Annotated in this window: 24 protein-coding genes and 1 riboswitch; of the genes, 5 read left to right on the forward strand and 19 right to left on the reverse strand. The window is 73.3% G+C overall.

The window, feature by feature from the left end:
• Nucleotides 1-13: 13 nt before the first annotated feature.
• The 3 genes from OIE69_RS07155 to OIE69_RS07165 all read right to left on the reverse strand — a co-directional run bounded on the left by OIE69_RS07155 (nucleotide 14) and on the right by OIE69_RS07165 (nucleotide 2,829).
• Entirely contained in the window at nucleotides 14-973 is a 960-nt protein-coding gene (locus OIE69_RS07155) for a transcriptional regulator (RefSeq protein WP_326571093.1), read from the reverse strand.
• Complete coding sequence (locus tag OIE69_RS07160; protein WP_089223574.1) at nucleotides 970-1,353, reverse strand: hypothetical protein; 384 nt, start codon at nucleotides 1,351-1,353, stop codon at nucleotides 970-972. The genes OIE69_RS07155 and OIE69_RS07160 overlap by 4 nt, the downstream gene beginning before the upstream one ends.
• 135 nt (nucleotides 1,354-1,488) lie before the next feature.
• Nucleotides 1,489-2,829 carry an aminotransferase-like domain-containing protein gene (locus tag OIE69_RS07165; RefSeq protein ID WP_326571094.1) on the reverse strand — a complete coding sequence of 447 codons (1,341 nt, stop codon included), beginning with the start codon at nucleotides 2,827-2,829 and terminating at the stop codon, nucleotides 1,489-1,491.
• Between the two features lie 134 nt (nucleotides 2,830-2,963).
• On the opposite strand from OIE69_RS07165, the gene OIE69_RS07170 reads away from it, so the two are divergent.
• The gene (locus tag OIE69_RS07170) at nucleotides 2,964-3,764 is read left to right on the forward strand and encodes an alpha/beta fold hydrolase (RefSeq protein ID WP_326571095.1); all 801 of its coding nucleotides are present in this window, start codon (nucleotides 2,964-2,966) and stop codon (nucleotides 3,762-3,764) included.
• Here the strand turns inward: OIE69_RS07170 and OIE69_RS07175 are convergent.
• From OIE69_RS07175 to OIE69_RS07185, 3 genes are all read right to left on the reverse strand, one after another.
• A complete protein-coding gene (locus tag OIE69_RS07175) occupies nucleotides 3,761-5,917 on the reverse strand; it encodes a putative bifunctional diguanylate cyclase/phosphodiesterase (protein ID WP_326571096.1) in 2,157 nt (718 codons plus the stop codon). The genes OIE69_RS07170 and OIE69_RS07175 overlap by 4 nt on opposite strands.
• Nucleotides 5,914-6,729 carry an SAM-dependent methyltransferase gene (locus tag OIE69_RS07180; protein ID WP_326571097.1) on the reverse strand — a complete coding sequence of 272 codons (816 nt, stop codon included), beginning with the start codon at nucleotides 6,727-6,729 and terminating at the stop codon, nucleotides 5,914-5,916. Before OIE69_RS07180 ends, OIE69_RS07175 begins: the two co-directional genes overlap by 4 nt.
• Nucleotides 6,730-6,937: 208 nt before the next feature.
• On the reverse strand, nucleotides 6,938-8,083 hold the full coding sequence (locus OIE69_RS07185; protein WP_326571098.1) for a transglycosylase family protein: 1,146 nt from the start codon (nucleotides 8,081-8,083) through the stop codon (nucleotides 6,938-6,940).
• 2 nt (nucleotides 8,084-8,085) lie between these two features.
• Nucleotides 8,086-8,277: riboswitch (cyclic di-AMP (ydaO/yuaA leader) on the reverse strand.
• Between the two features lie 632 nt (nucleotides 8,278-8,909).
• Between OIE69_RS07185 and OIE69_RS07190 the strand changes: the two genes are divergently transcribed.
• Nucleotides 8,910-9,917, forward strand: coding sequence for an aldo/keto reductase (locus OIE69_RS07190; protein ID WP_326571099.1), 1,008 nt, complete (start codon nucleotides 8,910-8,912; stop codon nucleotides 9,915-9,917).
• A gap of 69 nt (nucleotides 9,918-9,986) precedes the next feature.
• Here the strand turns inward: OIE69_RS07190 and OIE69_RS07195 are convergent, their stop codons facing one another.
• Nucleotides 9,987-10,619 carry a GNAT family N-acetyltransferase gene (locus OIE69_RS07195; protein ID WP_326571100.1) on the reverse strand — a complete coding sequence of 211 codons (633 nt, stop codon included), beginning with the start codon at nucleotides 10,617-10,619 and terminating at the stop codon, nucleotides 9,987-9,989.
• A gap of 93 nt (nucleotides 10,620-10,712) precedes the next feature.
• Between OIE69_RS07195 and OIE69_RS07200 the strand changes: the two genes are divergently transcribed.
• Nucleotides 10,713-11,210 (forward strand): peptidylprolyl isomerase, encoded by a 498-nt coding sequence (locus OIE69_RS07200; protein ID WP_018562386.1) that lies wholly within the window; start codon nucleotides 10,713-10,715, stop codon nucleotides 11,208-11,210.
• Between the two features lie 63 nt (nucleotides 11,211-11,273).
• On the opposite strand, the gene OIE69_RS07205 is transcribed toward OIE69_RS07200, so the two are convergent.
• The 12 genes from OIE69_RS07205 to OIE69_RS07260 all read right to left on the reverse strand — a co-directional run bounded on the left by OIE69_RS07205 (nucleotide 11,274) and on the right by OIE69_RS07260 (nucleotide 21,284).
• Nucleotides 11,274-11,723 (reverse strand): phospholipase, encoded by a 450-nt coding sequence (locus OIE69_RS07205; RefSeq protein WP_326571101.1) that lies wholly within the window; start codon nucleotides 11,721-11,723, stop codon nucleotides 11,274-11,276.
• 253 nt (nucleotides 11,724-11,976) lie between these two features.
• Complete coding sequence (locus OIE69_RS07210; RefSeq protein ID WP_326571102.1) at nucleotides 11,977-12,621, reverse strand: cytochrome b/b6 domain-containing protein; 645 nt, start codon at nucleotides 12,619-12,621, stop codon at nucleotides 11,977-11,979.
• Nucleotides 12,605-13,315: a molybdopterin-dependent oxidoreductase gene (locus OIE69_RS07215; protein WP_326571103.1), complete on the reverse strand. Its 711-nt coding sequence runs from the start codon at nucleotides 13,313-13,315 to the stop codon at nucleotides 12,605-12,607. The genes OIE69_RS07210 and OIE69_RS07215 overlap by 17 nt, the downstream gene beginning before the upstream one ends.
• Before the next feature lie 69 nt (nucleotides 13,316-13,384).
• Nucleotides 13,385-14,566, reverse strand: coding sequence for a 4-hydroxybenzoate 3-monooxygenase (locus OIE69_RS07220; RefSeq protein WP_326571104.1), 1,182 nt, complete (start codon nucleotides 14,564-14,566; stop codon nucleotides 13,385-13,387).
• Nucleotides 14,567-14,574: 8 nt separating this feature from the next.
• Nucleotides 14,575-15,756 carry a bifunctional 3-oxoadipate enol-lactonase/4-carboxymuconolactone decarboxylase PcaDC gene (gene pcaDC, locus OIE69_RS07225; RefSeq protein WP_326571105.1) on the reverse strand — a complete coding sequence of 394 codons (1,182 nt, stop codon included), beginning with the start codon at nucleotides 15,754-15,756 and terminating at the stop codon, nucleotides 14,575-14,577.
• On the reverse strand, nucleotides 15,753-15,914 hold the full coding sequence (locus OIE69_RS07230; protein WP_326571106.1) for a hypothetical protein: 162 nt from the start codon (nucleotides 15,912-15,914) through the stop codon (nucleotides 15,753-15,755). Before OIE69_RS07230 ends, pcaDC begins: the two co-directional genes overlap by 4 nt.
• Nucleotides 15,911-17,341 (reverse strand): 3-carboxy-cis,cis-muconate cycloisomerase, encoded by a 1,431-nt coding sequence (pcaB, locus tag OIE69_RS07235; RefSeq protein ID WP_326571107.1) that lies wholly within the window; start codon nucleotides 17,339-17,341, stop codon nucleotides 15,911-15,913. The genes OIE69_RS07230 and pcaB overlap by 4 nt, the downstream gene beginning before the upstream one ends.
• On the reverse strand, nucleotides 17,310-17,882 hold the full coding sequence (pcaG, locus tag OIE69_RS07240; RefSeq protein WP_326571108.1) for a protocatechuate 3,4-dioxygenase subunit alpha: 573 nt from the start codon (nucleotides 17,880-17,882) through the stop codon (nucleotides 17,310-17,312). The genes pcaB and pcaG overlap by 32 nt, the downstream gene beginning before the upstream one ends.
• Nucleotides 17,879-18,661 (reverse strand): protocatechuate 3,4-dioxygenase subunit beta, encoded by a 783-nt coding sequence (gene pcaH / locus OIE69_RS07245; RefSeq protein ID WP_326571109.1) that lies wholly within the window; start codon nucleotides 18,659-18,661, stop codon nucleotides 17,879-17,881. Before pcaH ends, pcaG begins: the two co-directional genes overlap by 4 nt.
• 9 nt (nucleotides 18,662-18,670) lie before the next feature.
• A complete protein-coding gene (locus OIE69_RS07250) occupies nucleotides 18,671-19,864 on the reverse strand; it encodes a thiolase family protein (RefSeq protein ID WP_326571110.1) in 1,194 nt (397 codons plus the stop codon).
• Nucleotides 19,861-20,514, reverse strand: a complete 654-nt coding sequence (locus OIE69_RS07255; RefSeq protein WP_326571111.1) for a CoA transferase subunit B — start codon at nucleotides 20,512-20,514, stop codon at nucleotides 19,861-19,863. Before OIE69_RS07255 ends, OIE69_RS07250 begins: the two co-directional genes overlap by 4 nt.
• A complete protein-coding gene (locus tag OIE69_RS07260) occupies nucleotides 20,514-21,284 on the reverse strand; it encodes a CoA transferase subunit A (RefSeq protein ID WP_326571112.1) in 771 nt (256 codons plus the stop codon). The genes OIE69_RS07255 and OIE69_RS07260 overlap by 1 nt, the downstream gene beginning before the upstream one ends.
• A gap of 146 nt (nucleotides 21,285-21,430) precedes the next feature.
• Here OIE69_RS07260 and OIE69_RS07265 point away from each other — a divergent pair, with 146 nt between their 5' ends.
• Both OIE69_RS07265 and OIE69_RS07270 read left to right on the forward strand, forming a co-directional pair.
• Nucleotides 21,431-23,092 (forward strand): IclR family transcriptional regulator domain-containing protein, encoded by a 1,662-nt coding sequence (locus OIE69_RS07265; RefSeq protein WP_326571113.1) that lies wholly within the window; start codon nucleotides 21,431-21,433, stop codon nucleotides 23,090-23,092.
• A gap of 78 nt (nucleotides 23,093-23,170) precedes the next feature.
• Nucleotides 23,171-25,096, forward strand: coding sequence for a M48 family metallopeptidase (locus tag OIE69_RS07270; RefSeq protein ID WP_326571114.1), 1,926 nt, complete (start codon nucleotides 23,171-23,173; stop codon nucleotides 25,094-25,096).
• Nucleotide 25,097: the final 1 nt, after the last annotated feature.

Here is a 25,097-nt window from a genome sequence, read left to right on the forward strand (position 1 = left end):
GTCGGCAGGGCGCTCACAGGCGGGCCTCCAGGGCGGCACGAAGTCGTAGCAACAGGGCGACTGAGGGATCGGAGGACGGCAGGACCGCCGGCTGCGGTCCGCCGTGGGCCGGGGGCGGCGGCACCGGAGCCGGCAGCACCGGCGGGGGCGCCATCGGCGGGGGCGCTGGCCGCGCCGGAGCCGCGGGTGCCTGGGCACGGACCGGCATGCTGATCCGGCCGGTCGCGGCGAGCCGACGGACGTCCAGCAGGGTCGCGAAGGCGGAACGTCCCAGGTGCCAGGCGATCTGCACGGGCGTACGGGATCCGTCCGCCGCCGCCAGCACCGCGAGCTGAGCGGGCGTGGGGGCCCTGGCCCGGCCGCCCCGCGCCTCCGCCTCGGAGCGGGGGACGACAGGGCCGGCGTCGGTGTCGTCCCAGGGCCAGGCCCGCTCCAGTTGCGCGCGGCGCCGCTGCGCCTCCCTGGCCACGCGCTGGGCGGCGACCGGCCGGGAGATGGGACCCAGCCGGGAGGTGGCACCCGGCTGGAACCGATCGGGTTCCGAGTCGGGCAGCAGCGTGAAGTAGGCGGCGTCGAAGAGCGCCAGCAGGTGGCACAACTCCAGTTCGCCGCGGGCCACGCGCCCGGTGTCGACGAGGTGCCCGCCGACGCCGCGCTCGGCGCTCGCGGTGGTGACCGCCTCGCGCCACTGGTCCGGGGAGAGCAGCCCGCAGGCCATGAGCCGTACCCCGAGGTCCGGGGCGCAGGGGCTCTCGGCGTGGACGATCGCCCCGTCGCGCAGGTAGACCGCGCCCGCCGATCCGTACAGCGCTCCGCTGGCCCTCGCCTCGGCGAGCCGGGCCAGCGCCGCGGTGAAGGCGTACGCGCCCACCACCCCGGCGCGGACCTGGGCCTGCGCGCCGCCGCGCGCCGGAGTGCGCCGGGGCAGGCCGCGCACGGCCAGCGCCGGCCTCGCCGCCTCCGCGCCCGTCATACGAGCACCAGCCGCTCGGCGATGGACTGCAGTCCGAGCCGGGCGACGGCCAGGTTGGCCATCGACCGGTCCAGCCACAGGTAGAGGACGACGTCGCTGTCGAAGGAGGTGTCGAGGAAGCGGATGAGGTGGTAGCTCCCCGGCGCGGTGATGATGATGTCCTCGACCGGCACCCTTCCCGACTCCTTGGCGGTGAAGGTGCCGCTCTCCACGACCGCGCGTGCCGCCTCGGTGGTGTCCGCCGCGGCCGCCTCGTGACCGTGTCCCGGTTCCTGCCCGACCGCCCCGAGGAGGAGGCCGCTGCTCCAGTCGACCACGCTCGCCCCGAGCACACCTGGAATCGCCAGCGCCTCGGAAAGGCACTCGTCTATGCCGGGCACGCGCACCCCTTCGCCGCGACTTCTGGTATACGGAACAGCACGGAACGTTACTCATCCCGTACGCGAAAAAGGTGAGTTGGGGCATTTTCCAGTGGCATGTGCGGGCGACTCGCTAGGATTCGCCGCCGCTTGTGATCAGTCGGCGCAATTGTCCTCGGGACCACCCCTGGCGATCCGCGCGAGGACGTCCAGCGCGTCGCCCAGGACCTGCGGCGACGGCGAGGCGAGGCCGATCCGTACGGCGTGCGGCGCGCCGCCGCGGCCCGCGGCGAAGGCGGCGGCCGGGGTGACGGCGATCCCCTGCCGGGCGGCGGCCGCGACAAAGGTGTCGGCGCGCCAGGGCCCGGGCAGCCGCCACCAGCAGAAGCAGGCGCGCGGATCGGCCGTGACCGAGAACCCGGCGAGGCGCTCGGCGGCGATACGGGCCCGGGCGGCCGCGTCGCGCCGCTTGGCCGCCACCACCGCGTCCACGGTGCCGTCGGCGATCCACCGGCAGGCGACGGCCAGCGCGAAGCCGGAGGCGGCCGTACCGGCCGAGCGCAGGGCCGCGGAAACCGGGGCGGAAAGCTCCCTGGGAGTTACCGCGACGCCGACGGTGAGCCCGGGGGCGAGCCGCTTGGAGAGGCTGTCGACGAGGACCACGCGGTCGGGGGCGTACGCCGCGAGCGGCGGCGGGGCGTCCGCGGCGAGGAACCCCCAGACGGCGTCCTCGACGGCGTGCAGGCCCAGCCGGCCGAGGGCGACCGCGAGTTCGGCCCGGCGGTCGTCCGGCATCGTGACGCCGAGCGGATTGTGCAGGGTGGGCTGGGTGTAGAGCGCGTGCAACGGGGCGGCGCGGTGGAGTTCGGCGAGGGCGGCGGGCAGCATCCCGTGCTCGTCGGAGGGAACGGGGACGAGGGAGATCCCGAGCCGTGCGGCGAGCGCCTTGACCACGGGATAGGTGAGCGCGTCCACGGCGAGACGGCCGCCGGGCGGGACGAGTGCGGCCAGGGCGGCGGCGATGGCCTGGCGGCCGTTGCCCGCGAAGAGCAGCCGTCCGGGGTCGGGACGCGGTCCACCGCGCGCGAGCAGTTCGGCGAAGGCCTCGCGTGCGGCCGGGGTGCCCGCGGCGGTGAGCGGGCGCAGCGCGGCGCCGAGGACGTCGGGGCGCTGCAGTGCGGCGAGCCCCGGGGCGAGCAGCTGCGACTGTCCCTCGGCGACGGGGTGGTTGAGCTCCAGGTCGATCCGCTGGGGTGCCGGCTCGGCGAGGGCGGGCCCGTCGGCGGGTGGCGCGGCACGGACGAAGGTGCCGCGCCCCACCTCTCCCACGACCAGGCCGCGGCGGGCGAGTTCGGCGTAGACGCGGATCGCCGTGGAGTTGGCGATGCCGTGCCGCCGCGCGAACGCCCGCTGCGGTGCGAGCCGGTCGCCGGGACGCAGGCGTCCGGCGGCGATGTCGGCGGCGACGGCGTCCGCGACCGTGCGGTAGTCGTCCATCGGCATTCCCCTCTTGAGGCAATCCCGGCATTGCACCGAGAGCAAAGACCCTATTGCACCGAGCAGGGAGGGGAACCTAGCATCACGCACAACTCCCCTGCGGAAGGGGGCACATGCGAGGCGAGGACATCCCCATGGCGACGGCAGTGGTCAACGGCGTCACATTGGCGTACGACGACGAGGGGGACGGCCCGGGCACACCACTGGTGCTGGTGCACGGCCACCCCTTCGACCGCTCGATGTGGGCACCGCAGGTCCCCGCCGCGGCGGCCGGCCGCCGGGTGATCGTGCCGGACCTGCGCGGCTACGGTGCGAGTGAGGTCGTCCCCGGGGTCACCCCGCTGGGGACCTTCGCCCGCGACATCGCTGCCCTGCTGGACCACCTGGGCGTTCCGGAGGCGGTCGTGGGCGGGCTGTCGATGGGCGGTCAGATCGTCATGGAGTTCCAGCGGCTGTTCCCCGGCCGGGTGACCGGCCTCGTGCTCGCCGACACCTTCCCCGGCGCCGAGACGGAGGAGGGGCGGCGGGCCCGCGACGCGATGGCGCAACGGCTGACCGCCGAGGGGATGTCCGGCTACGCCGACGAGGTGCTGGACCGGATGATCACGCCCCGCAACGTGACCGCGCTGCCCGAAGTGGCCGGGCACGTCCTGCGGATGATGCGCGGCACCTCCACCGAGGGCGCCGCGGCGGCCCTGCGCGGCCGCGCCCGGCGGCCCGACTACGGGGCCGTGCTGACCGCGGTCGGGGTGCCCACGCTGATCGTGGTCGGCCGGGACGACGTGTACACCCCCGTCACCGAGGCCGAGGCGATGCACGCGGCCGTCCGCGGTTCGCGCCTCGTGGTCGTCGAGGGCGCCGGGCACCTGCCGAACCTGGAGCGCCCCGAGGAGTTCAACGACGCGCTGCTGCGGTTCCTCGGCCCGCTTCGCTAGGTCGTGGTGTCGACCAGGGAGAGCGAGTGAAGGCGGTCGGGCGGTCCGGGCCGGGCGTAGTACCAGCCCTGCGCGGTGTCGCAGCCCAGGGCCCGCAGGTGCTCGGCCTGGGTGCCGGTCTCCACGCCCTCCACCGTCACCGACAGCCCGAGGGTGTGCGCCAGATCGACGACGATCTCCACGATCTTCACGTCCACCGGGTCGGCGGGCAGCTGCTGCATGCCGCGCGTGAAGGAGCGGTCGAGCTTGAGCGTGGTGATGGGCAGCCGGCGCAGCGAGGCCAGGTTGGAGTAGCCGGTGCCGAAGTCGTCGAGGGCGATGGCCATGCCGAGTTCGGCGAACTCCCGCAGCGGGCGCATCAGTTCCTCGTCGGCGCCGATGAAGGCGCTCTCGGTGACCTCCAGGCACAGGGCGGTCGGCTCCAGTCCGGCGTCCTTGATCACCGCGAGGGTCTCCGGGACGAGGCCGGGGTGGCCGAGCTGGGCCGGGGAGAGGTTGACGTTGACCCGCAGCGGATGGCCGTCGCTGCGCGGGAACTGCCAGTCCCGGGCCTGCCAGGCGGCCTGCTGCAGCACCCAGTGGCCGAGCGGCACGATCAGCCCGGTGCTCTCGGCGAGCGGGATGAACTGGTCGGGGCCGAGGACCCCGTGCACCGGGTGGCACCAGCGGACCAGTGCCTCGGCGCCGCGGACACTGCCGTCGCCGAGCCGTACCAATGGCTGGTATTCGATGAAGAACTCGCCGCGTTCCAGGGCCGTCGGCAGCCGGTTGGTCAGCCCGTGCCGGGTGATGGCGCGCGCGTCGGAGTCGGGGTCGGCCAGCTCGAAGCGGTTGCCACCGGCGGCCTTGGCCCGGTACATCGTGATGTCGGCGCTGCGCAGCGCCTCGGCGGGCCCCAGGGAGCCGGCCTGGCCCTCGACGATGCCGATGCTGCACCGTACGGACAGGTCACGGCCGTCCACCCGGATCGGGTCGGCCAGCGCGGCCAGGATCAGGTCGGCGAGGCCGGTGGTGTCGGCGCGGCTGGCGGGGTTGACGACCAGGGCGGCGAACTCGTCGCCGCCGATGCGGGCCACCAGCTGGTCGGGTGAGGTGACACAGGCCTGGAGGCGTTCGGCGACGGCGACCAGGAGCCGGTCGCCGACGGCGTGGCCGAGGCTGTCGTTGACGTCCTTGAAGCCGTCCAGGTCGAGGTAGCAGACCCCGACGCCCACCCCGTCGGGGCCGTTCAACGTCTGCTCCAGGCGCTCGAAGAAGAGGTTCCGGTTGGCCAGGCCGGTGAGCGCGTCGTGGTTGGCCTCGTACCGCAGCCGCTCGCTGAGCAGGCGCTCCTCGGTGATGTCCTCCATCAGCGCGAGCATGTACTGGGGGATGCCGCCGGCGTCGCGCAGCAGGGAGACCGTCAGATTGGTCCACAGGACGGTGCCGTCGGGCCGGTAGTAGGCCTTCTCCATGCGGTAGTGGTCGCGTTCGCCCCGGTTGAGCTGGCGCTGCATCTCCCAGACCTCGGGGGCGTCGTCCGGGTGCACCCAGTCGTAGACGTTCCTGCTGCGGATGTGGCGCTCCAGGCCGCCGAACATGGTGGTGAGGGCGGCGTTGACGTCCAGGATGCGGCCGTCCATGTCGGCGATGCCGATGCCTATGGAGGCGCCCTGGAAGACTGCGCGGAAGCGGACCTCGCTCTCGTACAAGGCCTGTTCGGTGGCGGCCCGGGCGGCGAGCGCCGCACGGGACAGTGCCTCCTGCTCGGTCCGCGTACGTTCCTGCAGGGCCCGGGTGTATCCGGCGGCCACCCAGTGCTGCAGGCGGTTGCATCGGGTACGGCTCTCCTCGGACGGGAGGGCGGGGCCCGGCGGGCAGTACAGCAGCAGGTAGGCGTCGACGACGTCCAGAATGCGCGCCAGCGCGGCGGGGTCGGTGCAGTGCGCGGCCACGAGCGCGGCGCCGACCTCCGCGGCCGGACGGGGGTCGAAGGGCTGTGCACGCAGGGTGGCGTTGAGACGCGCGGCGAGCGGGAGCAGGTACTCCTCGAACTCGCCGCGCGTCATGGAGGTGGCGGTGGCCGGGTAGATCGCCCGGCTCCAGATGATCGCGAAGCGCCGCAGGCTGTCGGCGGCCTCCGGCTCCGGGCCGGGGTCTCTGGTCACGGTCACGCCTTGCGGCCGACGCCCGCGAACCCGCTGAACACGACCGGGTCGAGCTCGTCGTCGTCCGAGCCGTCGGGGCGCCACAACGGCGCGGAGACCAGGCCGGGTTCGACGAGGTCGAAGCCGTCGAAGAAGCGCTCCACCGCGGCCCGGGACCGCATGATCAGCGGTGAACTCGCGCTGCGGTAGACGTTCTCGACCCGCTCCCCCTCCTCTGGTCTGCGCGGACCTCCCTCGACCGAGGCGTGGGTGACGACCAGCAGGCTGCCGGGGGCGATGGCCTCGCGCAACTCGGCCACCGCCTTGGCCGGTTCGTCCGCGTCCTCGAGGAAGTGCAGGACCGCGACGAGCAGCAGTGCGACCGGGCGCTCCAGGTCGATGAGCCCGCGCACCTCCGCGCTGTCCAGGATGTCGCGGGGGGAACGCAGGTCGGCGGCGACGATGGCGGTGTGCTCGACTCCCTCCAGCACGGCACGGCTGTGGGCGACGGCGACCGGGTCGTGGTCGACGTAGACGACGTGGGCGCCGGGACTGGCGGCCTGGGCGACCTCGTGGACATTGCCGAAGGTGGGAATGCCGGAGCCGATGTCCAGAAACTGGGTGACGCCCTGGTCGACGGAGTACCGCACGGCCCTGCGCATGAACGCCCGGTTGGCCTGCATGATCTTCGGCAGCCCCGGGAATGCCTCGATGGCCCGCCGTCCGGCCTCCCGGTCGACCTCGAAGTTGTGGGAGCCGCCCAGGTAGTAGTCGTAGATGCGGGACACGCTCGGCACGGAGAGATCGATGCCTTGCGGGGCCCAGGCGGGACGCTCCATCAACGGCTCCAGCTCGTCGTCGGCGATCGGGGCACTTGGTCGTGGACACGACCACGTGCGACAGAGGCTACTGATCGACCGTTCGAGAGGAAACTAGAAATGGAAATATTCGATCCGTTTTCGGTCACAGACCAAAGGCATGTGCCCTGTTCCCAACAAGCGGGGAACAGGGCACAGGCTACCGCCGGATGACGGTGGATCAGTTCGATCAGACGTTGACGCCGTGGGCGCGCAGGTAGGCCAGCGGGTCCATGTCGGAGCCGAAGTCGGGAGTGGTGCGGACCTCGAAGTGCAGGTGCGGACCGGTCACGTTGCCGGTGGCGCCCGACAGGCCCAGCTGCTGACCGGCCGAGACCGTCTGGCCGGCCGAGACCGACAGCGAGGACAGGTGGGCGTACTGCGAGTACCGGCCGTCGGCGTGCTTGACGACGACCTGGTTGCCGTACGAGCCGCCCCAGCCCGAAGAGACCACGGTGCCGGCGGCGATCGACTTCACCTTGGTGCCGGTCGAGGCGATGAAGTCGACACCGGTGTGGTAGCCCTTGGACCACATGGCACCGGCCTGGTGGTAGGCGGTGCCCAGGGTGACGCGGTCGAGCGGGGCGGTGTAGCCGGAGGTGCTGGCGGCCTTGACGGCGGCCGGGGCGGCCTTCGCGGCCTTCGCGGCCTTCGGCGCGGGCTTGGCGGCGGCCTTCTCCCCGAGGGACAGGACCTGGCCCGGGTAGATCAGGTTCGGGTTGCCGCCGATGACCGACTTGTTGTCGGCGTACAGCTTCTGCCAGCCGCCCTCGACCGACCTGGCGTCGGCGATCTTGGAGAGGGTGTCGCCGCCGGCGACCGCGTAGGAACCGCCGGCGCTCTTCGGCGCGGTGGCGGCCTTCGGCGCCTCGGCCTTCCTGGCGGGGGCGGCGGGCTTGGCGGCCGGCTTCGCGGCCGTGCCGGAGACGCTCTCCGGGGTGGCCGACGGGTTGGCCATCGCCTTGGTCAGACCGGCCTTGGGGCCGCACACGGGCCAGGCCTGCGGGCCCTGGGTCGCCAGGACCTTCTCCGCGGTCGCGATCTGCTGGGCCTTGGTCGCGAGGTCCGCGCGCGGGGCGTACTTCGTGCCGCCGAAGCCGGCCCAGGTGCTCTGGGTGAACTGGAGGCCGCCGTAGAAGCCGTTACCGGTGTTGATGGACCAGTTGTTGGTGCTCTCGCAGGCCGCGACCTTGTCCCAGACGCTCACGGGAGCGGCGTGGGCACCGGTGGCACCGACGATCGGGAGCGCCACGGCCGCACCGGTGGTGCCGGCCAGCGCGCTGATACGGGTGATGCGGGTGTTCCGCGGGCGACGGTGCTTTCCCTTACCGGGCATGCCGAATTCCTCTCCGACGCCTGCGAGGTAAGCTGTCGGGTTCGGGCTGGAGATGCCCGGCCGCAATAGGGCACGCCACATCAAGGCATGTCGCTGCGACTTCACCCCTAGCCGTCCCGAGACCAACGGGAACGGCAAACTACCTGGGTCCCCCGCTCCTGCCGTGCGGTCTTGTCATCCGGCGTCCGGGCAGCGGCAGGACTAGGCGTTCTACCCGGAAGAATCTCGCAGGCATTTGTCCTGCGAGATCTGGAAGCTAAACGACGGAATCGTTCCGGAGCAAGGAGCGGAATCACGCCCCCCGGCAGACCGCAAGTCGATCAATTACTTCTGTGACTTTACGTGATAAGTGTCCGCTCTGCGTAGGCGAAAAATTGCCCCTCGGTAATCACGTGATATCGCCCGGTAAAATTCAGCGGCAAAATTCGACGGTGCGTCGCCCGGGGTCTGCGCTGCGTGTTCGGCACGTGACACCCGTCACGCAACGATGTATTACGCATGCACTGTGGGCGCATATGTCCGGTTAGATGCCTCAATGCCGGATAAGGGAGGACGCATCCCGGTCCAACCCGCCCCCGACCGCGCCCTTCTGAGGGCCCGCCCGGAGGAACACCCCCTGAGCCAACCGCCGGGGGCGGCCGGCGATTCCCGGATGCGCCCATCCGGCCCGGCCCGCGGTGTGGCGTGCGCCACAACCGCCGCTCCGGCGGGGCGAGAAGGGCCGCGGACGGCGGGCCGCGCCCGGAAAACGGACGTGACAGCGCCGATTCGGCGACGGTAGCCTCCCAATCCCTCACATTTTCTTACATCGCCCAGGAGCCCTCGCGTGCCCTACCTCGCCGCCGACGACCGCTACGCCTCGATGGACTACCGCAGGACCGGGCGCAGCGGGGTCCTGCTGCCCGTCGTGTCCCTGGGCCTGTGGCACAACTTCGGCGACACTTCGCCGCTGGAGAACCAGCGCGCGGTGCTGCGCCGCGCCGTCGACCGCGGCGTGGTCCACATCGACCTGGCCAACAACTACGGCCCGCCCGCGGGCTCGGCCGAGGCCAACTTCGGCACGCTCCTCGCCCAGGACTTCCGCCCGTACCGCGACGAGCTCTTCATCGCGACCAAGGCCGGGTACGACATGTGGCCCGGTCCGTACGGCGAGTGGGGCAGCCGCAAGTACATGCTGTCGTCCCTCGACCAGTCCCTGGGCCGCATGGGCCTGGACTACGTGGACGTCTTCTACTCGCACCGCTTCGACCCGGACACGCCCCTGGAGGAGACCATGGGCGCCCTGGACTCCGCGGTCCGCCAGGGCAAGGCCCTCTACGCCGGCATCTCCAACTACCCCGCCGAGGCGCACCGCCGCGCGACGCAGATCCTGCGCGAGCTGGGCACCCCGCTGCTGATCCACCAGGCGGCCTACAGCATCCTCCAGCGCGACCCGGAGGACGGCGTCCTCGACGCCGTCGGCGACACCGGAACCGCCCTCATCGCGTACTCGCCGCTCGCCCAGGGCCAGCTCACCGACCGCTACCTGGACGGCGTGCCCGCCGACTCGCGGATGGCGCTGGGCCACTTCCTCAAGCGCGACGCCCTGACCGAGCGGAAGCTCACCTTCCTGCGCGCCCTCGACAAGCTCGCGGGCGAGCGCGGCCAGACCCTGGCCCAGCTGGCCCTGACCTGGGTGCTGCGCGACCCGCGGGTCGTCTCCGTGCTCATCGGCGCGAGCAGCGTCGCCCAGCTCGACCAGAACCTCGCCGCCCTCGACGCGGGCCCGCTCGGCGCCGACGAGCTCGCCGAGATCGACCGTCTCTCCGCCGAGGCGGGCGTCCGCATCCCGTAGCGGCCTCTCCGTACGCGAGGACGGGCCGGACCCCGTGGGTCCGGCCCGTCCTCGCGTACGCCGCCGGGCTCAGGTGAGACGGGCCTCCAGCGCGGCGCGGACACCGGGCCACTCCTCGGCGACGACCGAGTAGTACGCGCTGTCGCGGACGGTGCCGTCCACGGCACGGGTGTGGGCGCGGCGGATGCCCTCGAAGCGGCCGCCGATGCGCTCGATCGCCGACCGGGAACGCGCGTTGCGCGCGTCCGTCTTCAAGGTGACGCGGAACACACCCCACACGTCGAACGCGTGGGTGAGCAACAGCAGCTTCGCCTCGGTGTTGCAGGGGGTGCGCTGGGCGGAGGCGGCGAGCCAGGTGCTGCCGATCTCGGCGACGGTGGGCACCGCGCCGCCGCGGGGCACGGAGCGGCCCGCCGGCCGGGCGGGGGCGGCCGTCCAGTAGTCGAGGTCCAGGAACCGGGTGGAGCCGATCAGGGTGTCGCGCCGGACGTCCCGTACCGCGAAGGGGAGCGCGGTCCCGGTCGCCTGCTCCTGGAGGGCCTCCTCGACGTAGCGCGCCATCGCCGCACGGTCCTCCGGCACCTTGGTGTAGACGTAGGTGTCGCGGGATTCGCCGGCGGCGCGCAGCAGCCCGTCCGTGTGGGCGGCGTTCAGCGGCTCCAGGCGGACGTGCCGGCCTTCCAAGATCACGGATTCGGGCATGCCCCGGATGGTGGTGTCCGGCCGGGTCACCCGTCAAGCGCGTTTCCGCGGGGCGCGTCGGAGGCCGGGCGCCACGGATGCGAAAATGGGGGCATGAACAGCAACGACGTGTTCTTCGACATCACGATCGACGGCGAGCCCGCCGGACGGATCGTGTTCACCCTGTTCGACGACGTGGTCCCCAAGACCGCGCGGAACTTCCGTGAGCTCGCGACCGGCGAGCACGGCTTCGGCTTCGAGGGTTCGCACTTCCACCGCGTGATCCCCGACTTCATGCTCCAGGGAGGCGACTTCACCGCCGGCAACGGCACCGGCGGCAAGAGCATCTACGGCGAGAAGTTCGCCGACGAGAACTTCCAGCTCAAGCACACCAAGCCCGGCCAGCTCTCCATGGCCAACGCGGGCCCGAACACCAACGGCTCGCAGTTCTTCATCACCACGATCGTCACCGACTGGCTCGACGGCAAGCACGTGGTCTTCGGCGAGGTCGTCGAGGGCATGGACGTCGTCAAGAAGGTCGAGTCGCTCGGCTCGCGCACCGGCGCCACCAGCGCCCGCATCGAGATCGCCAAGTCCGGCACGGTCGCCTGACCCTGTCCCACGGCAACGGCCCGGCACCGGAGCTCCCGGTGCCGGGCCGCCGTGTTCCCGGGGTCAGCCGAGGGCCTTGACCGCCTGGTAGTAGGTCCAGGCGGTGCCGTTGCAGGCGGTCTTGGTGGCGCCGCTGTAGCCGGCGCAGATGCGCTTGAGGTCCTCGTAGAAGGCGCTGTCGAGGCGGCTCTTGTTGGCGGAGAAGGAGCCCATCGCCTTGTAGTTGCGGTAGCCGAAGTCGTGGCGGGCGCAGGAGTTCTGGAACGGGAAGCCGAAGGGGTTGTCCGGGGAGCTGCTGCAGTAGTCGGTGGACCAGTCGAAGCCGTACGCCGCCCAGGCACCCTGGTTGCCGCGGGCGGACCACCAGGTGTTGTAGCTGGAGGCGCTGGTCTGAGTCCAACTGGACAGCACCTGGGCCTTGTCGGCGGGAGCGGCCTGGGCGGGGACGGTGAAGACGACGGTGGCGACGGCGGCGACTGCGGTGGCGGCGAAGCCGGTCGTGATTCGGCGCATGGGGACTCCAGTCACTGACGGGCGCGTTGTGACGCGCGGGCATGGGGGTGCAACCGGATGCGGAACCGAACAGGTGGTACTGGTGTGCGAAGCCAGGATGGAGCCGCGGGGGTCTATGCGAGTAGATGTCGGACGGCAAAAATTACATGAACATGACGACGTGCCGCCGACCGCGATCGTCGACGGCACGTCAAGAGACTGACACCGCTGTCTGGTTCAGTTCCCCGCGGACCCCGCGGGCCGCATGTCTCCGCTACGGAACGTCAGCGTCGGACGGCCCCGGCTCACCCGGCTCCGCGTGTTCCCACCGCGGATGGTGTCGACGCGCCCATTCCGGCGCGACGAACCCCGTGCGCATCCCCAGCCGCGCCTCCGGGTCGTCGGCCGCCATCCACAGGTGTCCCGCCACCACGGCCGCCACCGCCAGGGCCAGCCAGTCGTGGACGAAGGTCGCACCGGTACGCCACACCACACCGCTCAGGTGCGGGAACATCATCAGCAGCCCCGTGCCGAGCATGACGAGCACCGCACCCGCGGCGAAGGACGCGTACAGCTTCTGACCCGCGTTGAACTTGCCCGCCGCACGCCGGTCGTGGGGCACGCGGCGCACCGCGTCGCGCAGCCAGCCGCGGTCGTACGGGGCGAACCGGTTGAGCAGCCGCAGGTCGCGCCGGAAGGCGCGGGAGGCGAGGCCCAGGAGGGCGGGCAGCGGCAGGGCGATGCCGGACCACTCGTGGACGGTGACCACCAGCCGCCGGCGGCCCACGAGTTCGGCGAGCGGCGGCAGGTAGAGGGCCGCCGCAGTGACGAGGCAGACGAGCATCAGGGCGGCCGTCGCGCGGTGCACCCGGCGCTCGCCGCGGGTGAAGCGGCGCACCCTGTCAGGACGTGGGGTCATCGTGGCGTCCGTTCGAGCGGCCGACCCAGGCGTCGACCTCGTAGCCGTAGTGCTCCCAGTAGCCGGGCCGTACGTCCCGGGTGACCTCGATGCCCGAGAGCCACTTGGCGGACTTGTAGAAGTACATCGGCGCCACGTAGAGCCGCACGGGGCCGCCGTGGGCCGTGCTGACCGGCTTGTCCTGCATCCTCAGGGCGACCAGGACGTCGTCCCTGCGGGCCTGTTCGAGGGTGAGGCTCTCGCTGTAGACCCCGTCGAAGCAGGTGAAGCGGACGGCCCCGGCACCGTCCTGCACGCCCGCGAGGTCGAGGAGGTGGGACAGCCGCACCCCTTCGAAGGGCGTACCGGGCACGCGCCACCCGGTCACGCACTGCACGTCGCGCACCAGCCGGGTCTGCGGCATCGCCCGCAGGTCGGCGAGGGTGTGGGTGGCCTTCCGGTCGACGAGGCCGGAGACGGTGAGGCGGTAGTCGGTCGCGTCCCGGTGGGGGACGGAGTCGGCCACGTTGTAGATGCGGAAGCCGCCGCCCCCGGGGAGCAGCCCGCTGAGCCCGGTCGGATCCTTCCCCGCCACCTGGGAGAGCGCCGAGTCCAGTCCGTCCTGGGCGCGGCTGCCGAACGCCACCCCGAGGGCGCCCAGCCCGAGCATCCCGAGCACCACGCGCCGGCCGACCGGCGTGCCCTTGTCTTCCATGGCTCTCACGGTAATCCCGCGCGGTGCGGTTGCGGACCGCCGGGTGCCGCATGAACACGTCCCGGCGGGCTAGCCGATCTCCAGGCCCGCGTAGTTGTCCGCGAGCTCGGCCGCCGCGTGCGGGGAGGCGGCGATCCGGTCGAGCTGGGCGATCTGCAGCCGGGTGTCGAAGTCGCTCTGCGCCGGGTCGGTGTGCAGGGTCGTGGTCATGAACCAGGAGAAGTGCTCGGCACGCCACACCCGCCGCAGGCAGGTGTCGGAGTAGGCGTCGAGCAGGGCGGTGGAGCCGGTCTCCTTGAGATGAGCGAGGGCACGGGCCAGCACGACGACGTCGGCGGCGGCCAGGTTGAGGCCCTTGGCGCCGGTCGGCGGCACGATGTGCGCGGCGTCGCCGGCGAGCAGCACCCGGCCCCAGCGCATCGGCTCGGTCACGAAGCTGCGCATCGGCAGCACGGCCTTGGACGTGACGGGGCCGCGCTCCAGCTTCCAGTCCCCGTCGACGGCGAAGCGGGCGTCCAGTTCGTCCCAGATCCGCTCGTCGGACCACTCGGCTGGGTCGGTGCCGCCCGGCACCTGCAGATAGAGCCGGCTGACCTCGGGGGAACGCATGCTGTGCAGCGCGAATCCGCGGGGCGAGTGGGCGTAGATCAACTCGTCGCAGGACGGCGGGACGTCGGCGAGGATGCCCAGCCACGAGAACGGGTAGACCCGCTCGTACGTCCGCCGGGCGTGCTCCGGGAGCGCCGATCGCGTCACGCCGTGGAAACCGTCGCAACCGACCACGTAGTCGCAGGTGAGGGTCTTCTCCAGGCCCTCGTGGCGGTAGCGGACCCGCGGGCGGTCCGTGTCGGCCCCCTCGACCGCCTGCACGTGCGCGCCGAACAGCAGCGGCGCCCCGTCCTCCAGCTGGAGGGCGATCAGGTCCTTGACGACCTCGGTCTGGGCGTAGACCCACACGCGCCGGCCCCCGGTGAGCGCCGGGAAGTCCACACGGTGGGAACGGCGGTTCCAGCGCAGCTCGATGCCGTCGTGGACCAGGCCCTCGCGGTCCAGCCGCTCCCCCGCGCCGCAGGAGCGCAGCACGTCGACCGTGCCCTGTTCCAGGATCCCGGCGCGCTGGCGGTGCTCGACGTAGTCGCGTTCACGGCTCTCCAGGACGACGCAGTCGATGCCGTGGTTGTGGAGCAGACGGGCCAGCAGGAGGCCGGCGGGGCCGCCACCGATGATGCCGACGGTGGTGTGGTGCTGCATGTGTTCTCCTACTCCTCTTCTTCCTCTTCCTCGAGGACGCGGTTCGCGACGGCGAACGCGGCGTTGGCCGCGGGAACCCCGCAGTAGACGGCGGACTGGAGCAGGACCTCCTGGATCTCCTCCCGGGTCAGGCCGTTGCGCCGGGCCGCGCGCACGTGCATCGCCAGCTCGTCGAGGTGGCCGTGGGCCACCAGCGCGGTGAGGGTGATGCAGCTGCGGGTCCTGCGGCTCAGGCCCGGCCTGGTCCAGATCTCGCCCCACGCGTAGCGGGTGATGAAGTCCTGGAAGGGGGCGGTGAAGGCGGTGGTGCGGGCGACCGCCCGGTCGACGTGCGCGTCCCCGAGCACGGCGCGGCGGACGGCCGTGCCCTCGGTGTGGCGGGCGCCGTCGTCGGCGGCGGGCTCGGTGGCGAAGTGCTGCAGGAGCGCGGCGAGGACGGGGGCCGGACGCTCGACGCCGGCCAGGTGCGCCGCGTGCGCCACCTCGGTGAGGCTCGCGCCGGGGATGCCGTCGGCGAGGACACGGGCGTCCGCGACCGGGGTCGCCGGGTCGCCGCGGCCCGCGACGACGAGGGTGGGCGCCGTGATCCGGGGCAGGTCGGCGCGTACGTCGAAGGCCGCGAGGGCGTCGCAGAGGGTGGCGTACGCCTCCGGGTCGGCGGCGCGCAGGTCGTCCAGGAGGGCACTGACGGCGGGGGCGCCGGTGAAGCCCGGGGTGAACCAGCGCCCGGCGGCGGTGTCGGCGACGGGTCCCGTGCCCTTCGCCCTCACCAGGCCGGCGCGTTCACGCCAGCGGTCAGGGTCTCCGAAGTCCGCGGACGAGCACACGATCGCGAGCGCGGTGACCCGTTCGGGGTGGTGGATCGCGAGCCAGGTCCCCACGGCGCCGCCGAGGGAGATGCCGGCGTAGGCGAAGCGTTCGGCGCCGAGCGCGTCGGCGAGGGCCAGCACCGCGCGCGCCAGGTCCTCGACGGTGCCGTCCTCGGGGAGCAGCGAGGCGGGGGTGCCGCCGTGGCCGGGCAGGTCCCAGCGGATGACGCGGTGACCGCGGGCCAGGGCCGGGACCTGCGGGTCCCACACGGCGAGCGAGGTGCCGAGGCTGGGGCCGAGGATCAGCGGCGGCAGGCCCGGGGCGCCGTCCACCCGGTGGTGCGGCAGACGCGGTTCCACGGCCTCGTACGGCGTGCTCATGCGGGCTCCTCGCGGATGGTGCCGACGGGTGCGTGCGGTGGTGCCACGGCGTCCTTGCGCGGCCCGGCGGACCGGCGGGCGCCCGCCCGGGTCCGAAGGCCCCGGGACAGTGGGTACCCCGCGCGGCCCGGGTCGCGGAAGGGGGTGGGGGCGGTCATGGGGACGTCCCCGCGGGGCCGGGGCGGCGCAGGGCGCGGTCGACGAGCTCGCCTGCGGAGCCGGTGCAGCGGGTGGGGTCGGTGAGTTCCCGTAGGCGGCCTTCGGGGAGGAGGCCGCCGAGGGCCGGGTCCTCCGCGAGGGCGTCGTCGAGGGTGATCCCCTCCTCGGCGACGCGCCTGGAGGCCCGTGCGAGGGCGGACTTGGCCTCGCCGCGGCCCATGAGAGGGGTCAGGGCCGCGGCGAGACGTTCGGTGGCCACCAGCCCCCCGCTCGCGTCGAGGTTCTCCCGCATGCGGTGCGGGTGGACGCGCAGGCCCGCGGCGAGTTCGGCGGCGTCCCGGGCGGCGCCGCCGACGAGGCGCAGCGCCTCGCGCAGCGGCTGCCATTCGGCGTGCCAGGCGCCCGCCGGGCGCTCGTCCTCGGCGGCCAGGGAGCCGTACAGCACGGCGGCGAGCGCCGGCACCTGGCGGGCCGCGGCGGCGATGAGCGTGGCGCGGACGGGATTGGCCTTGTGGGGCATGGCCGAGGAACCGCCGCCGGCGCCCTCGCCGACCTCGCCGATCTCGGTGCGCGACAGCACCAGTACGTCTGCGGCGACCTTGCCCAGCGCGCCCGCCGCGAAGGCGAGTGCCCCGGCGAGGTCGGCGACGGGGGTCCGCAGGGTGTGCCAGGGCAGCGCGGGTTCCGCCAGCCCGGTCTCCGCGGCGTAGGCGGCGAGGAGACGCGGAGCGGCGGCGGCACTCGTGCCCGGGGCGGCGCCGTCCGCCTCGGCGAAGGCGCCGAAGGCGGCGAGCGTGCCGGCGGCGCCGCCCAGTTGCGCGGGCAGGTCGCCGCGGACGGCGGTCAGCCGGTCGTGCGCGTCCAGGACGAGGGCGCGCCAGCCGGCCGCCTTGAGTCCGAAGGTGGTGGGGACGGCGTGCTGCGTCAGGGTGCGTCCCGTCATCGGGGTGCCGCGGTGCTCCGCGGCGAGCCGCCCCCACACCCCGGCCGCGGCGGCGAGATCGTCCAGGGCGGGGCGCAGCGCGCGGGACGCGACGAGCATCGCCGCGGTGTCCAGGATGTCCTGGCTGGTGGCGCCGCGGTGCACATAGGGGGCGGCCTCCGCGTCGCGCTCCCCCACGGCCTCGGTCAGGTCGGCCACCAGCGGGATCACCGGGTTGCCCCCGGCCCGGGCGCGCAGCGCCAGGTCGCGCGGGTCGAACCGGCCGGGCTCGGCCGCGGCGGCGGTCACCGCGGCCGCCGCGGACGCCGGTGCGAGCCCGAGCGCGGCCTGCGCCCGGGTCAGCGCGGCCTCGGCGTCGAGCATGCCGCGCACGAAGGCGGCGTCCCCGGTCGCCTCCTCCGCGGCCGACCCGGCCCGGACCGGGGAGAGCAGGCCGACGTCCGCGGCAGGATCAGTCGAAGGCAAGGAAGACCGTCTCCTCATGGACTCCGTCGTACTGGAGCCGTACGTCGAAGCGGTGGACGCGCCCGCCCTCGGCAGTGGCGACCAGGGTGGCGCGCCGCTCCGGCGCCAGGGAGCCGAGCAGCGTGTCGCCCTCGGCGTCCCCGAGGTAGACCCGGGTGTGCAGATGGTGGAGCAGACCGCGGGCGAAGACGATCAGCGAGAGGTAGGGGACGCCGCCCGGCGGCAGCGTGCGGATCACGTAGTGCCCGTCCGCGTCGGTGGCGATGCGCCCGAAGCCGGTGAAGAGCAGTCCGTCGCGCCCCACGACGGCGCCGGTCACCGGGTCGCGCCGCAGCGAACCGGGGGCGCCGTGGCGGGAGCCGTCGGGTGCCGGCTGCCAGACCTCGATGAGCGCGTCGGGAACGGGCTGCCCGGCACCGTCGTAGACCCAGCCGTGGACGGTGACGGTGTCCGGGTGCCCGGCCGGGGCGAGGTCTCCGCCCTTGGGGAACGGCAGCGCGTAGCCGAAGAAGGGGCCCACGGTCTGCGAGGGCGTGGGGGCGGGTGCCTCGGTGCTCATCGGCCCTCCTCGATCCAGGTGGCGGCCGGACCGTCCAGGACGATGTCCCAGCGGTAGCCGAGCGACCATTCGGGGGTGGACAGGTCGTGGTCGTACGTCGCGACGAGCCGCCGCCGCGCCGAGTCGTCGGTGACGGACTGCAGGATCGGGTCGTACGCGAAGAGCGGGTCGCCGGGGAAGTACATCTGGGTGACCAGGCGCTGGGTGAACGCCGGGCCGAAGAGCGAGAAGTGGATGTGGGCCGGGCGCCAGGCGTTGACGTGGTTGCGCCAGGGGTAGGCGCCGGGCTTGATGGTGACGAACTCGTAGGAGCCGTCCTCCCCGGTCAGGGTGCGGCCGACGCCCGTGAAGTGGGGGTCCAGCGGGGCGGGGTGGTCGTCGCGCTGGTGGGCGTAGCGGCCGGAGGCGTTGGCCTGCCAGATCTCCACGAGCTGGCCGCGCACGGGGCGGCCCGCGCGGTCCAGGACCCGCCCGGTCACCTTGATGCGCTCGCCCAGCGGCTCGGCCCGGTGCTGCCGCGTCAGGTCGTGGTCGAGGGCGGTGACGTCGGTGACGCCGAAGACCGGCCCGGAGAGCTCGACCGCCTCGGGGTCGCCGGCCGCCGCTCCCGCCGCCACCAGCGGCCGCTTGGGGTGCCGCAGGACGCTGCTGCGGTAGGGGGCGTACCCCCGGTCGGGGTGGTCCCGGGCGGCGCCGCCGTCGGCGAGGCGCTTGGCGTAGGCCGCGCGCTCGTCGGCGATCTCGGCGGAGATGTCGCCCTGGGTGAGGGGGCTGCTCATGCGGGGCTCCTACCGTTCCAGGACGAGGGCGAGGCCCTGCCCGACGCCGATGCACAGGGCGGCGAGGCCGGTGCCGGAGCCCGCGGCCGCGAGCTGGTGGGCGACGGCGCCGGCGATGCGGGCGCCGGAGGCGCCGAGCGGGTGGCCGACGGCGATGGCGCCGCCGCGCGGGTTGACGACGGAGGGGTCGAGCTCGGGCCATCCGGCGAGGCAGCCGAGCACCTGTGCGGCGAAGGCCTCGTTCAGCTCCACGGTGCCGAGGTCGCCGAAGCCCTTGCCGGCCTTGGCCAGTGCCCTGCGGACGGCTTCGACGGGGGCGAGGCCGAAGTAGTCGGGCTCGATGCCGGTGACGGCGGAGGCGCGGATGCGGGCCAGCGGCTCGCGGCCGGTGGCCTTCAGGCCCTCCTCGTCGACGATGAGCAGGGCCGCCGCTCCGTCGTTGAGGGGCGAGGAGTTGCCCGCCGTGACGGTGCCGCCGTCCCTGCGGAAGGCGGGCTTCAGCCGGGCGAGCGCCTCCATGGAGGTGTTGTCGCGGATCGTCTCGTCGCGCGGCAGGTCCACGCCGTCGACCGGGACGACCTCGGCCTCGTACAGGCCGTCCTTCCAGGCACGGGCCGCCTTCTCGTGGCTGGCCATTGCGTAGGCGTCCTGCTGCTCCCTGGTGATGCCGTGCCGGTCGGCGATCAGCTCGGCGCTCTCGCCCAGCGGGATCGTCCACCGCGGGTCCATTCTCGGGTTGACCATGCGCCATCCGAGGGTGGTGGAGTACATCTCCTGGTGGCCCGCCGGGAAGGCGCGTTCCGGCTTGGGCAGCACCCAGGGGGCGCGGCTCATCGACTCCACGCCCCCGGCGACGGCGACGGAGACGTCGCCGACGGCCACGGCGCGGGCGGCCTGGATCACGGCCTCCATGCCGGAGCCGCAGAGCCGGTTGACCGTGGTGCCGGGGACGGTGACGGGCAGCCCGGCCAGGAGTGCGGCCATCCTGGCGACGTTGCGGTTGTCCTCGCCCGCGGCGTTGGCGTCGCCGAAGAAGACGTCGTCGATCCTGGCCGGGTCGAGCTCGGGCGTACGGGCCACCAGCGCGGCCACGACATGCGCCGCGAGGTCGTCGGGGCGTACTCCCGACAGGGCGCCGCCGTACTTGCCGACCGGGGTACGGACGGCGTCGACGATGTACACCTCACGCAGCTGCCCGCTCATCGGGCGCTCCCTTCTGCGGCGGCGACGTGCACCGGGGCCGCGGTCTTCTCCAGGATCTCCTGCGTGGTGACGCCGGGTGCGGTCTCCACGAGGACGAGTCCCCCGTCGGTGACGTCCAGGACGCCCAGGTCGGTGATGATCCGGTCCACGCAGGCCTTCCCGGTGAGCGGCAGCGCGCACTCCCTGAGGATCTTGGGGCTGCCGTCCTTGGCGGTGTGGGTCATGGTGACGATGACCCGCCGGGCGCCGTGCACCAGGTCCATGGCGCCGCCGATGCCGGTGACGAGCTTGCCGGGGATGGCCCAGTTGGCCAGGTCGCCGCCGGCGGAGACCTGCATGGCGCCGAGCACGGCGGTGTCGATGTGACCGCCGCGAATCATCCCGAAGGACAGCGCGGAGTCGAAGAAGGCCGCGCCTGGCAGCACGGTGACCGTCTCCTTGCCGGCGTTGATCAGGTCGGGGTCGACCTCCTCCTCGTACGGGAAGGGGCCGGTGCCGAGGATGCCGTTCTCCGACTCGAGAACGACCTCGACGCCTTCGGGGAGGTGGTTGGGGATCAGCGTCGGCAGGCCGATGCCGAGGTTGACGTACTCGCCGTCGCGCAGTTCCCGGGCCGCGCGGGCGGCCATCTCGTCGCGTGTCCAGGCCATCAGGCCCGCACCTCCCTGGCGGTGACGGTACGGAATTCGATCTTCTTGTCGGCGGCCTGCTCCGGGGTGAGCGCGACCACGCGCTGGACGAAGATGCCGGGCAGGTGCACCTGGTCGGGTTCCAGCTCGCCGGGCTCGACGAGTTCCTCGACCTCGGCGACGGTGATTCGGCCGGCCATCGCGGCGAGCGGGTTGAAGTTGCGGGAGGCCTTGTTGAAGACCAGGTTGCCGTGGCGGTCGCCCTTGGCGGCGCGCACGAGGGCGAAGTCGGTGGTGATGCCGCGCTCCAGGACGTACTCGGCGCCGTCGAAGGCGCGCACCTCCTTGGGCGGGGAGGCCAGTGCCACGCCTCCGTCCCCGTCGTAGCGCCAGGGCAGGCCGCCCTCGGCGACCTGGGTGCCGACGCCCGCCGGGGTGTAGAAGGCGGGGATGCCGCAGCCGCCCGCGCGCAGGCGCTCGGCCAGGGTGCCCTGCGGGATCAGTTCGAGTTCCAGCTCGCCGGCCAGGTACTGGCGGGCGAACTCCTTGTTGGCCCCGATGTAGCTGCCGGTGACGCGGGCGATGCGGTGCGCGGCCAGCAGGACCGCGAGGCCCGAGTCGAGGGCGCCGCAGTTGTTGGAGACGACGGCGAGGCCGCCGACCCCGGCTTCGTACACGGCCTGGATCAGCGTGTTCGGCACGCCGCTCAGGCCGAAGCCGCCGACCGCCAGCGAAGCGCCGTCCTGGACGTCCGCTACGGCCTCAGCGGCCGAGGCGACCACCTTGTCCATCCTGCGCCCACCTTCTCGTTCGTCTTGTTCGTCCAGTGAACTTAAGTTCACAATTGCTCGTGCCCGAGTCTGATCCTCGGGCGCCCGCTCTGTCAACGTTCCGGGGCGGTACGGTTTCGACGACATTTCGCCACGCTGGAGTGCTGATGACGCCGCTGACCACCGCGACCGCTCCCCCGCCGCAGGAGGCCGTGGGCCCCCTGGTCCGGGGACTGGCGGTGCTGCGCGAGCTGGCCGCGGCCGACGGCCGCCGCTCGGTCGGCGACCTCGTGCGCGCCACCGGCCTGGCGCGCTCCACGGTGGACCGGGTGGTCAGCACCCTCGTCCGGACCGGGTACCTGCGGGTCGAGGGCCGCGACGCCGTTCTCGCCCCGCGGCTGATGGAGCTCGGCAACGCCTACCTCGCCGCCAGCCGCTTCCCCGACCTGCTGGGACCGCTCGCCGACGCCCTCGCGGACGGCCTGGACGAGTCCGTGTCCATCGCCGTGCCGGACGGCGACGGGGTCCGCTTCGTCCACCAGGCGACCCGGCGCCGCGCGATGTCCCTGACCTTCCGCATCGGCGACCAGCTGCCCGCCGAGCGCGGCGCCCCCGGGGCGCTCTTCGCCGGCGACTGGGACGACGCCGGCTGGGAGCGCTGGCGCCGCCGCCGCGCCGCGGACCCGCACGACACCGGCTTCCCCGCGCTGCCCCGCGGACACGGCGACGCCGCCGCTTCCTTCGCGGAGCGGGTCGCCGCCGCCGGTGCCCACGGCTGGTCCACCGACGACCAGCTCATCGAACCGGGACTGATCGCCGTCGCCGTGCCCGTACGGGACGGCGCCGGGCGGCCGGTGTGCGCGGTGAGCGTGGTCAGCCACACCAGCAGGCACAGCGCCGGGTCGCTGCGCGAGGCCGTGCTGCCCCGGCTGCGGGAGACGGTCGCGGCCATGGAGGACGCCCTCTCCCGGCCGGCCGGCGCACCCGCCCCCTCCCCGGTCGGCGCGTCCCCCGCCACCTGGACCCGGGCCTCCAAGCAGGAACTCGGGCCGGAGTTCGTGGAGTCGCTGGCCCGCGGGCTCACCGTGCTCACCGCCTTCGGCGAGGGCCGGGGCGAACTCTCCCTGACCGCCGTCGCCGAGGCCACCGGACTGGCCCGCGCCACCGCGCGGCGCTCCCTGATCACCCTGGAGCACCTGGGCTACGTCGCCTCCGCGGAGCGCCTGTTCCGGCTCACCCCGCATGTGCTGGAGCTGGGCTGCGCCCACCTGTCGCGACTGACGCTGCCCGAGATCGCGCAGCCCCATCTGATCGAACTGGTCGAGTCGGTGCACGACTCCGCGTCGATGGCGGTGCTGTCCGGCGAGGACATCCAGTACGTGGCGCGCGTCCCCACCGTCCGCATCATGAGCGTCAACATCACGCTCGGCACCCGCTTCCCCGCCTACGCGACCGCGATGGGGCGCGTGCTGCTGGCGGGGCTGCCCGAGCGGGAACGCGCGGCACACCTCGGCCGCACCGACTTCACGCGGCTCACCCGGTACACCGTCACGGACGCACCGCACCTGGCCCGGGTCCTCGACGACGTCGCCGCCGACGGGCACGCCCTGGTCAGCGAGGAACTGGAGGAGGGCCTGCGGTCCATCGCCGTCCCCGTCCGCGACCGCGGCGGCCGGGTGGTGGCGGCGATCAACGTCTCCATGCACGCCAGCCGCCGCTCCGTGGAGGAGTCGCGCTCCGAACTGCTGCCCCCGCTCCTCGATGCCGCCGCGCGCATCGGCGACGACCTGCGCGTGGCGGGCCGATACGCGCGCGTGCCGGCCGGCTGAGGAGCCTGTGGACAAGTGGTCCACGGCGTCCGCGAGAGGGCATCATCGAGGGACACGGGGGACGCGAGGGGGTGGGCGGTGAACACGGTGTGGGCGTCGTTACGGGCGCTGCTGGCGATCGTGCTGCTGGCGGGGCTCGTCGTGCTGATCGGCGGGCTCGGGCTCGGCATCCTGGGGCTGCTGGGCCTCTTCCTGCTCGCGGCCCGTGACGGCCAGACGGACCTCGCGCTGCGCGGTGTCATCATCGGGGCGGCCGCCGTCCCGCTGCTCCTGAGCATGGCCCAGGGGCTGGGCGCGATAACCCGGTCGACGCCCCTGCGTCCGGACGCGGTGCAGGTGTCCCGCGAAGAGGCGCCCGCGCTGTGGGAGTTGGCCACGGGCATCGCCTGGCGGGTCGGGGCGCGTCCGCCGGACGTGCTGCTGCTGACCGGGGACGCCAACGCCTCCGTGTCCGAGGACGGGGCGGCCCTGGGCCTGCTGTCCGGGCAGCGGCGGCTCCACCTGGGCCTGCCCCTCCTGGCGAGTCTCACCCACGCGGAGCTGAGGGCCGTGCTGGCCCACGAGTTCGGCCACTTCTCCCACCGGCACACCCGTTTCGGCGCGGTCGCATACCGGTGCGACGTGGCACTGGCCACGACGCTCGGTCAGTGGGACGGCGGGAAGCGGTGGTTCTCCCTTCCGCACCTCGTGGTCCGCGGCTCGGTCCGGCTGTACGCGATGGCCTTCCGGTGGCTCACCTTCGCGGTCCGCCGCCATCAGGAGCTGGAGGCGGACCGTACGGCCGCGCGCCTGGCCGGGCGGGAGGTGACGGGCTCGGCGCTGCGCGCGACGCACGGCACCGCGTCGGCGTGGCGGAGGTTCCAGCGGGAGTGGCTCGATCCGTCCGCCCTGGCGGGGATGCACCCGGACAACCCCTACCTGGCGTTCCGTTCACTGCTCGGCGCGCCGGGCGTCCTTCGTGTACCGGTGGGCGACGACCGCACCCGCTCGAACCGGCGGGACTCCCACCCCCCGCTCGGCCTCAGGCTGCGCCGTCTCGGGGAACTCGACGTCCCGCCCGGGGAGGACGACGGGACGGGGGCACTCCGGCTGCTTCCCGAGGACATGGGAGCGGTGCTCGAGGAGCTGCGCGGTCCGGCGGGCCGCAGCCGGACGACCGTCCCGTGGGAGCGCTGGATCGAGCTCTCCGCCAACCGCGTCGCGGGCACCCGCGCCTGGGACCTGCTGCGTGCCGCATCCCGCGCGACCGGGGAGCGGCTCCCGGGGCTGGACACCGTGCTGCGTCTGCTCGCCGACGACGGAACGGCGCCGCTGGCACGGGAGTTCGACGGCACCCGCGAGGAGCTGTCGGAGGCCCTGTACGCGCTGGTGGGCCACACCCTGCTCAGGGAGGGACGGGCCTCCTGGATCCCGCTCTGGGGCGGCGGCACGCGCCTGGTGTGCGACGGACTGGCCGACGACGGGCTGCGCGTGCTCGTCGCGGAGGCGCTCTCCGAGCCCCCCGAACTCGACCGGCTGCGGCTCCACCTCACACTCCTGGACGTGGACCCCGACCGGTCGGGGCCGCCCGACCCGGCGAATCCGTGGGTGGAGGAGATACCGGGCGAAGCGAGGGAGCCGTCGTTCCGGGGATGGGAGTTCACGACCGTCGTGGACCCCGAAGCGGAGGAGCGGAAGAAGCGCCAGACCCGTGTCACGCTGGTGACGATGGGCGCGGCCGCCTTCGTCCTGGCCATCATCGCGACGGCCGGCGGCAACGACGGCACGAAGGTACCGTCACCCGCCGTGACACTCTGCCGTATCGTCGACGGCGCCCTGGTCTGTGGCCAGGGGCTCTCCGACCCGACCGGCTACCCGGCCCTGGACTGGCGAACGGCCCTCCCCCCCTACTACCCGACGTACCTTCCGTCCCTGCTCCCCCTGCCGAGCGTCAGCGTCCCGCCACTCCCGCTCCCGAGCGCGTCCCGCCTCGTGGTGCCGTTCACGCCCGCCCCCTCCCGCTGAA

Source organism: Actinacidiphila glaucinigra (assembly GCF_035918135.1).
GTDB classification, from domain to species: domain Bacteria; phylum Actinomycetota; class Actinomycetes; order Streptomycetales; family Streptomycetaceae; genus Actinacidiphila; species Actinacidiphila glaucinigra.

What these genes read in the sequence shown, in the direction of transcription:
- pcaDC (WP_326571105.1), bottom strand. Translation starts at nt 15,756, where the DNA reads ATGAGCACGCCGTACGAGGCCGTGGAACCGCGTCTGCCGCACCACCGG.
- OIE69_RS07230 (WP_326571106.1), bottom strand. Translation starts at nt 15,914, where the DNA reads ATGACCGCCCCCACCCCCTTCCGCGACCCGGGCCGCGCGGGGTACCCA.
- OIE69_RS07250 (WP_326571110.1), bottom strand. Translation starts at nt 19,864, where the DNA reads ATGAGCGGGCAGCTGCGTGAGGTGTACATCGTCGACGCCGTCCGTACC.
- OIE69_RS07220 (WP_326571104.1), bottom strand. Translation starts at nt 14,566, where the DNA reads ATGCAGCACCACACCACCGTCGGCATCATCGGTGGCGGCCCCGCCGGC.
- OIE69_RS07255 (WP_326571111.1), bottom strand. Translation starts at nt 20,514, where the DNA reads ATGGCCTGGACACGCGACGAGATGGCCGCCCGCGCGGCCCGGGAACTG.
- OIE69_RS07165 (WP_326571094.1), bottom strand. Translation starts at nt 2,829, where the DNA reads ATGGACGACTACCGCACGGTCGCGGACGCCGTCGCCGCCGACATCGCC.
- OIE69_RS07185 (WP_326571098.1), bottom strand. Translation starts at nt 8,083, where the DNA reads ATGCCCGGTAAGGGAAAGCACCGTCGCCCGCGGAACACCCGCATCACC.
- OIE69_RS07180 (WP_326571097.1), bottom strand. Translation starts at nt 6,729, where the DNA reads ATGGAGCGTCCCGCCTGGGCCCCGCAAGGCATCGATCTCTCCGTGCCG.
- pcaB (WP_326571107.1), bottom strand. Translation starts at nt 17,341, where the DNA reads ATGAGGAGACGGTCTTCCTTGCCTTCGACTGATCCTGCCGCGGACGTC.
- pcaG (WP_326571108.1), bottom strand. Translation starts at nt 17,882, where the DNA reads ATGAGCACCGAGGCACCCGCCCCCACGCCCTCGCAGACCGTGGGCCCC.
- OIE69_RS07215 (WP_326571103.1), bottom strand. Translation starts at nt 13,315, where the DNA reads ATGGAAGACAAGGGCACGCCGGTCGGCCGGCGCGTGGTGCTCGGGATG.
- OIE69_RS07195 (WP_326571100.1), bottom strand. Translation starts at nt 10,619, where the DNA reads ATGCCCGAATCCGTGATCTTGGAAGGCCGGCACGTCCGCCTGGAGCCG.
- OIE69_RS07170 (WP_326571095.1), top strand. Translation starts at nt 2,964, where the DNA reads ATGGCGACGGCAGTGGTCAACGGCGTCACATTGGCGTACGACGACGAG.
- OIE69_RS07155 (WP_326571093.1), bottom strand. Translation starts at nt 973, where the DNA reads ATGACGGGCGCGGAGGCGGCGAGGCCGGCGCTGGCCGTGCGCGGCCTG.
- pcaH (WP_326571109.1), bottom strand. Translation starts at nt 18,661, where the DNA reads ATGAGCAGCCCCCTCACCCAGGGCGACATCTCCGCCGAGATCGCCGAC.
- OIE69_RS07205 (WP_326571101.1), bottom strand. Translation starts at nt 11,723, where the DNA reads ATGCGCCGAATCACGACCGGCTTCGCCGCCACCGCAGTCGCCGCCGTC.
- OIE69_RS07210 (WP_326571102.1), bottom strand. Translation starts at nt 12,621, where the DNA reads ATGACCCCACGTCCTGACAGGGTGCGCCGCTTCACCCGCGGCGAGCGC.
- OIE69_RS07260 (WP_326571112.1), bottom strand. Translation starts at nt 21,284, where the DNA reads ATGGACAAGGTGGTCGCCTCGGCCGCTGAGGCCGTAGCGGACGTCCAG.
- OIE69_RS07200 (WP_018562386.1), top strand. Translation starts at nt 10,713, where the DNA reads ATGAACAGCAACGACGTGTTCTTCGACATCACGATCGACGGCGAGCCC.
- OIE69_RS07265 (WP_326571113.1), top strand. Translation starts at nt 21,431, where the DNA reads ATGACGCCGCTGACCACCGCGACCGCTCCCCCGCCGCAGGAGGCCGTG.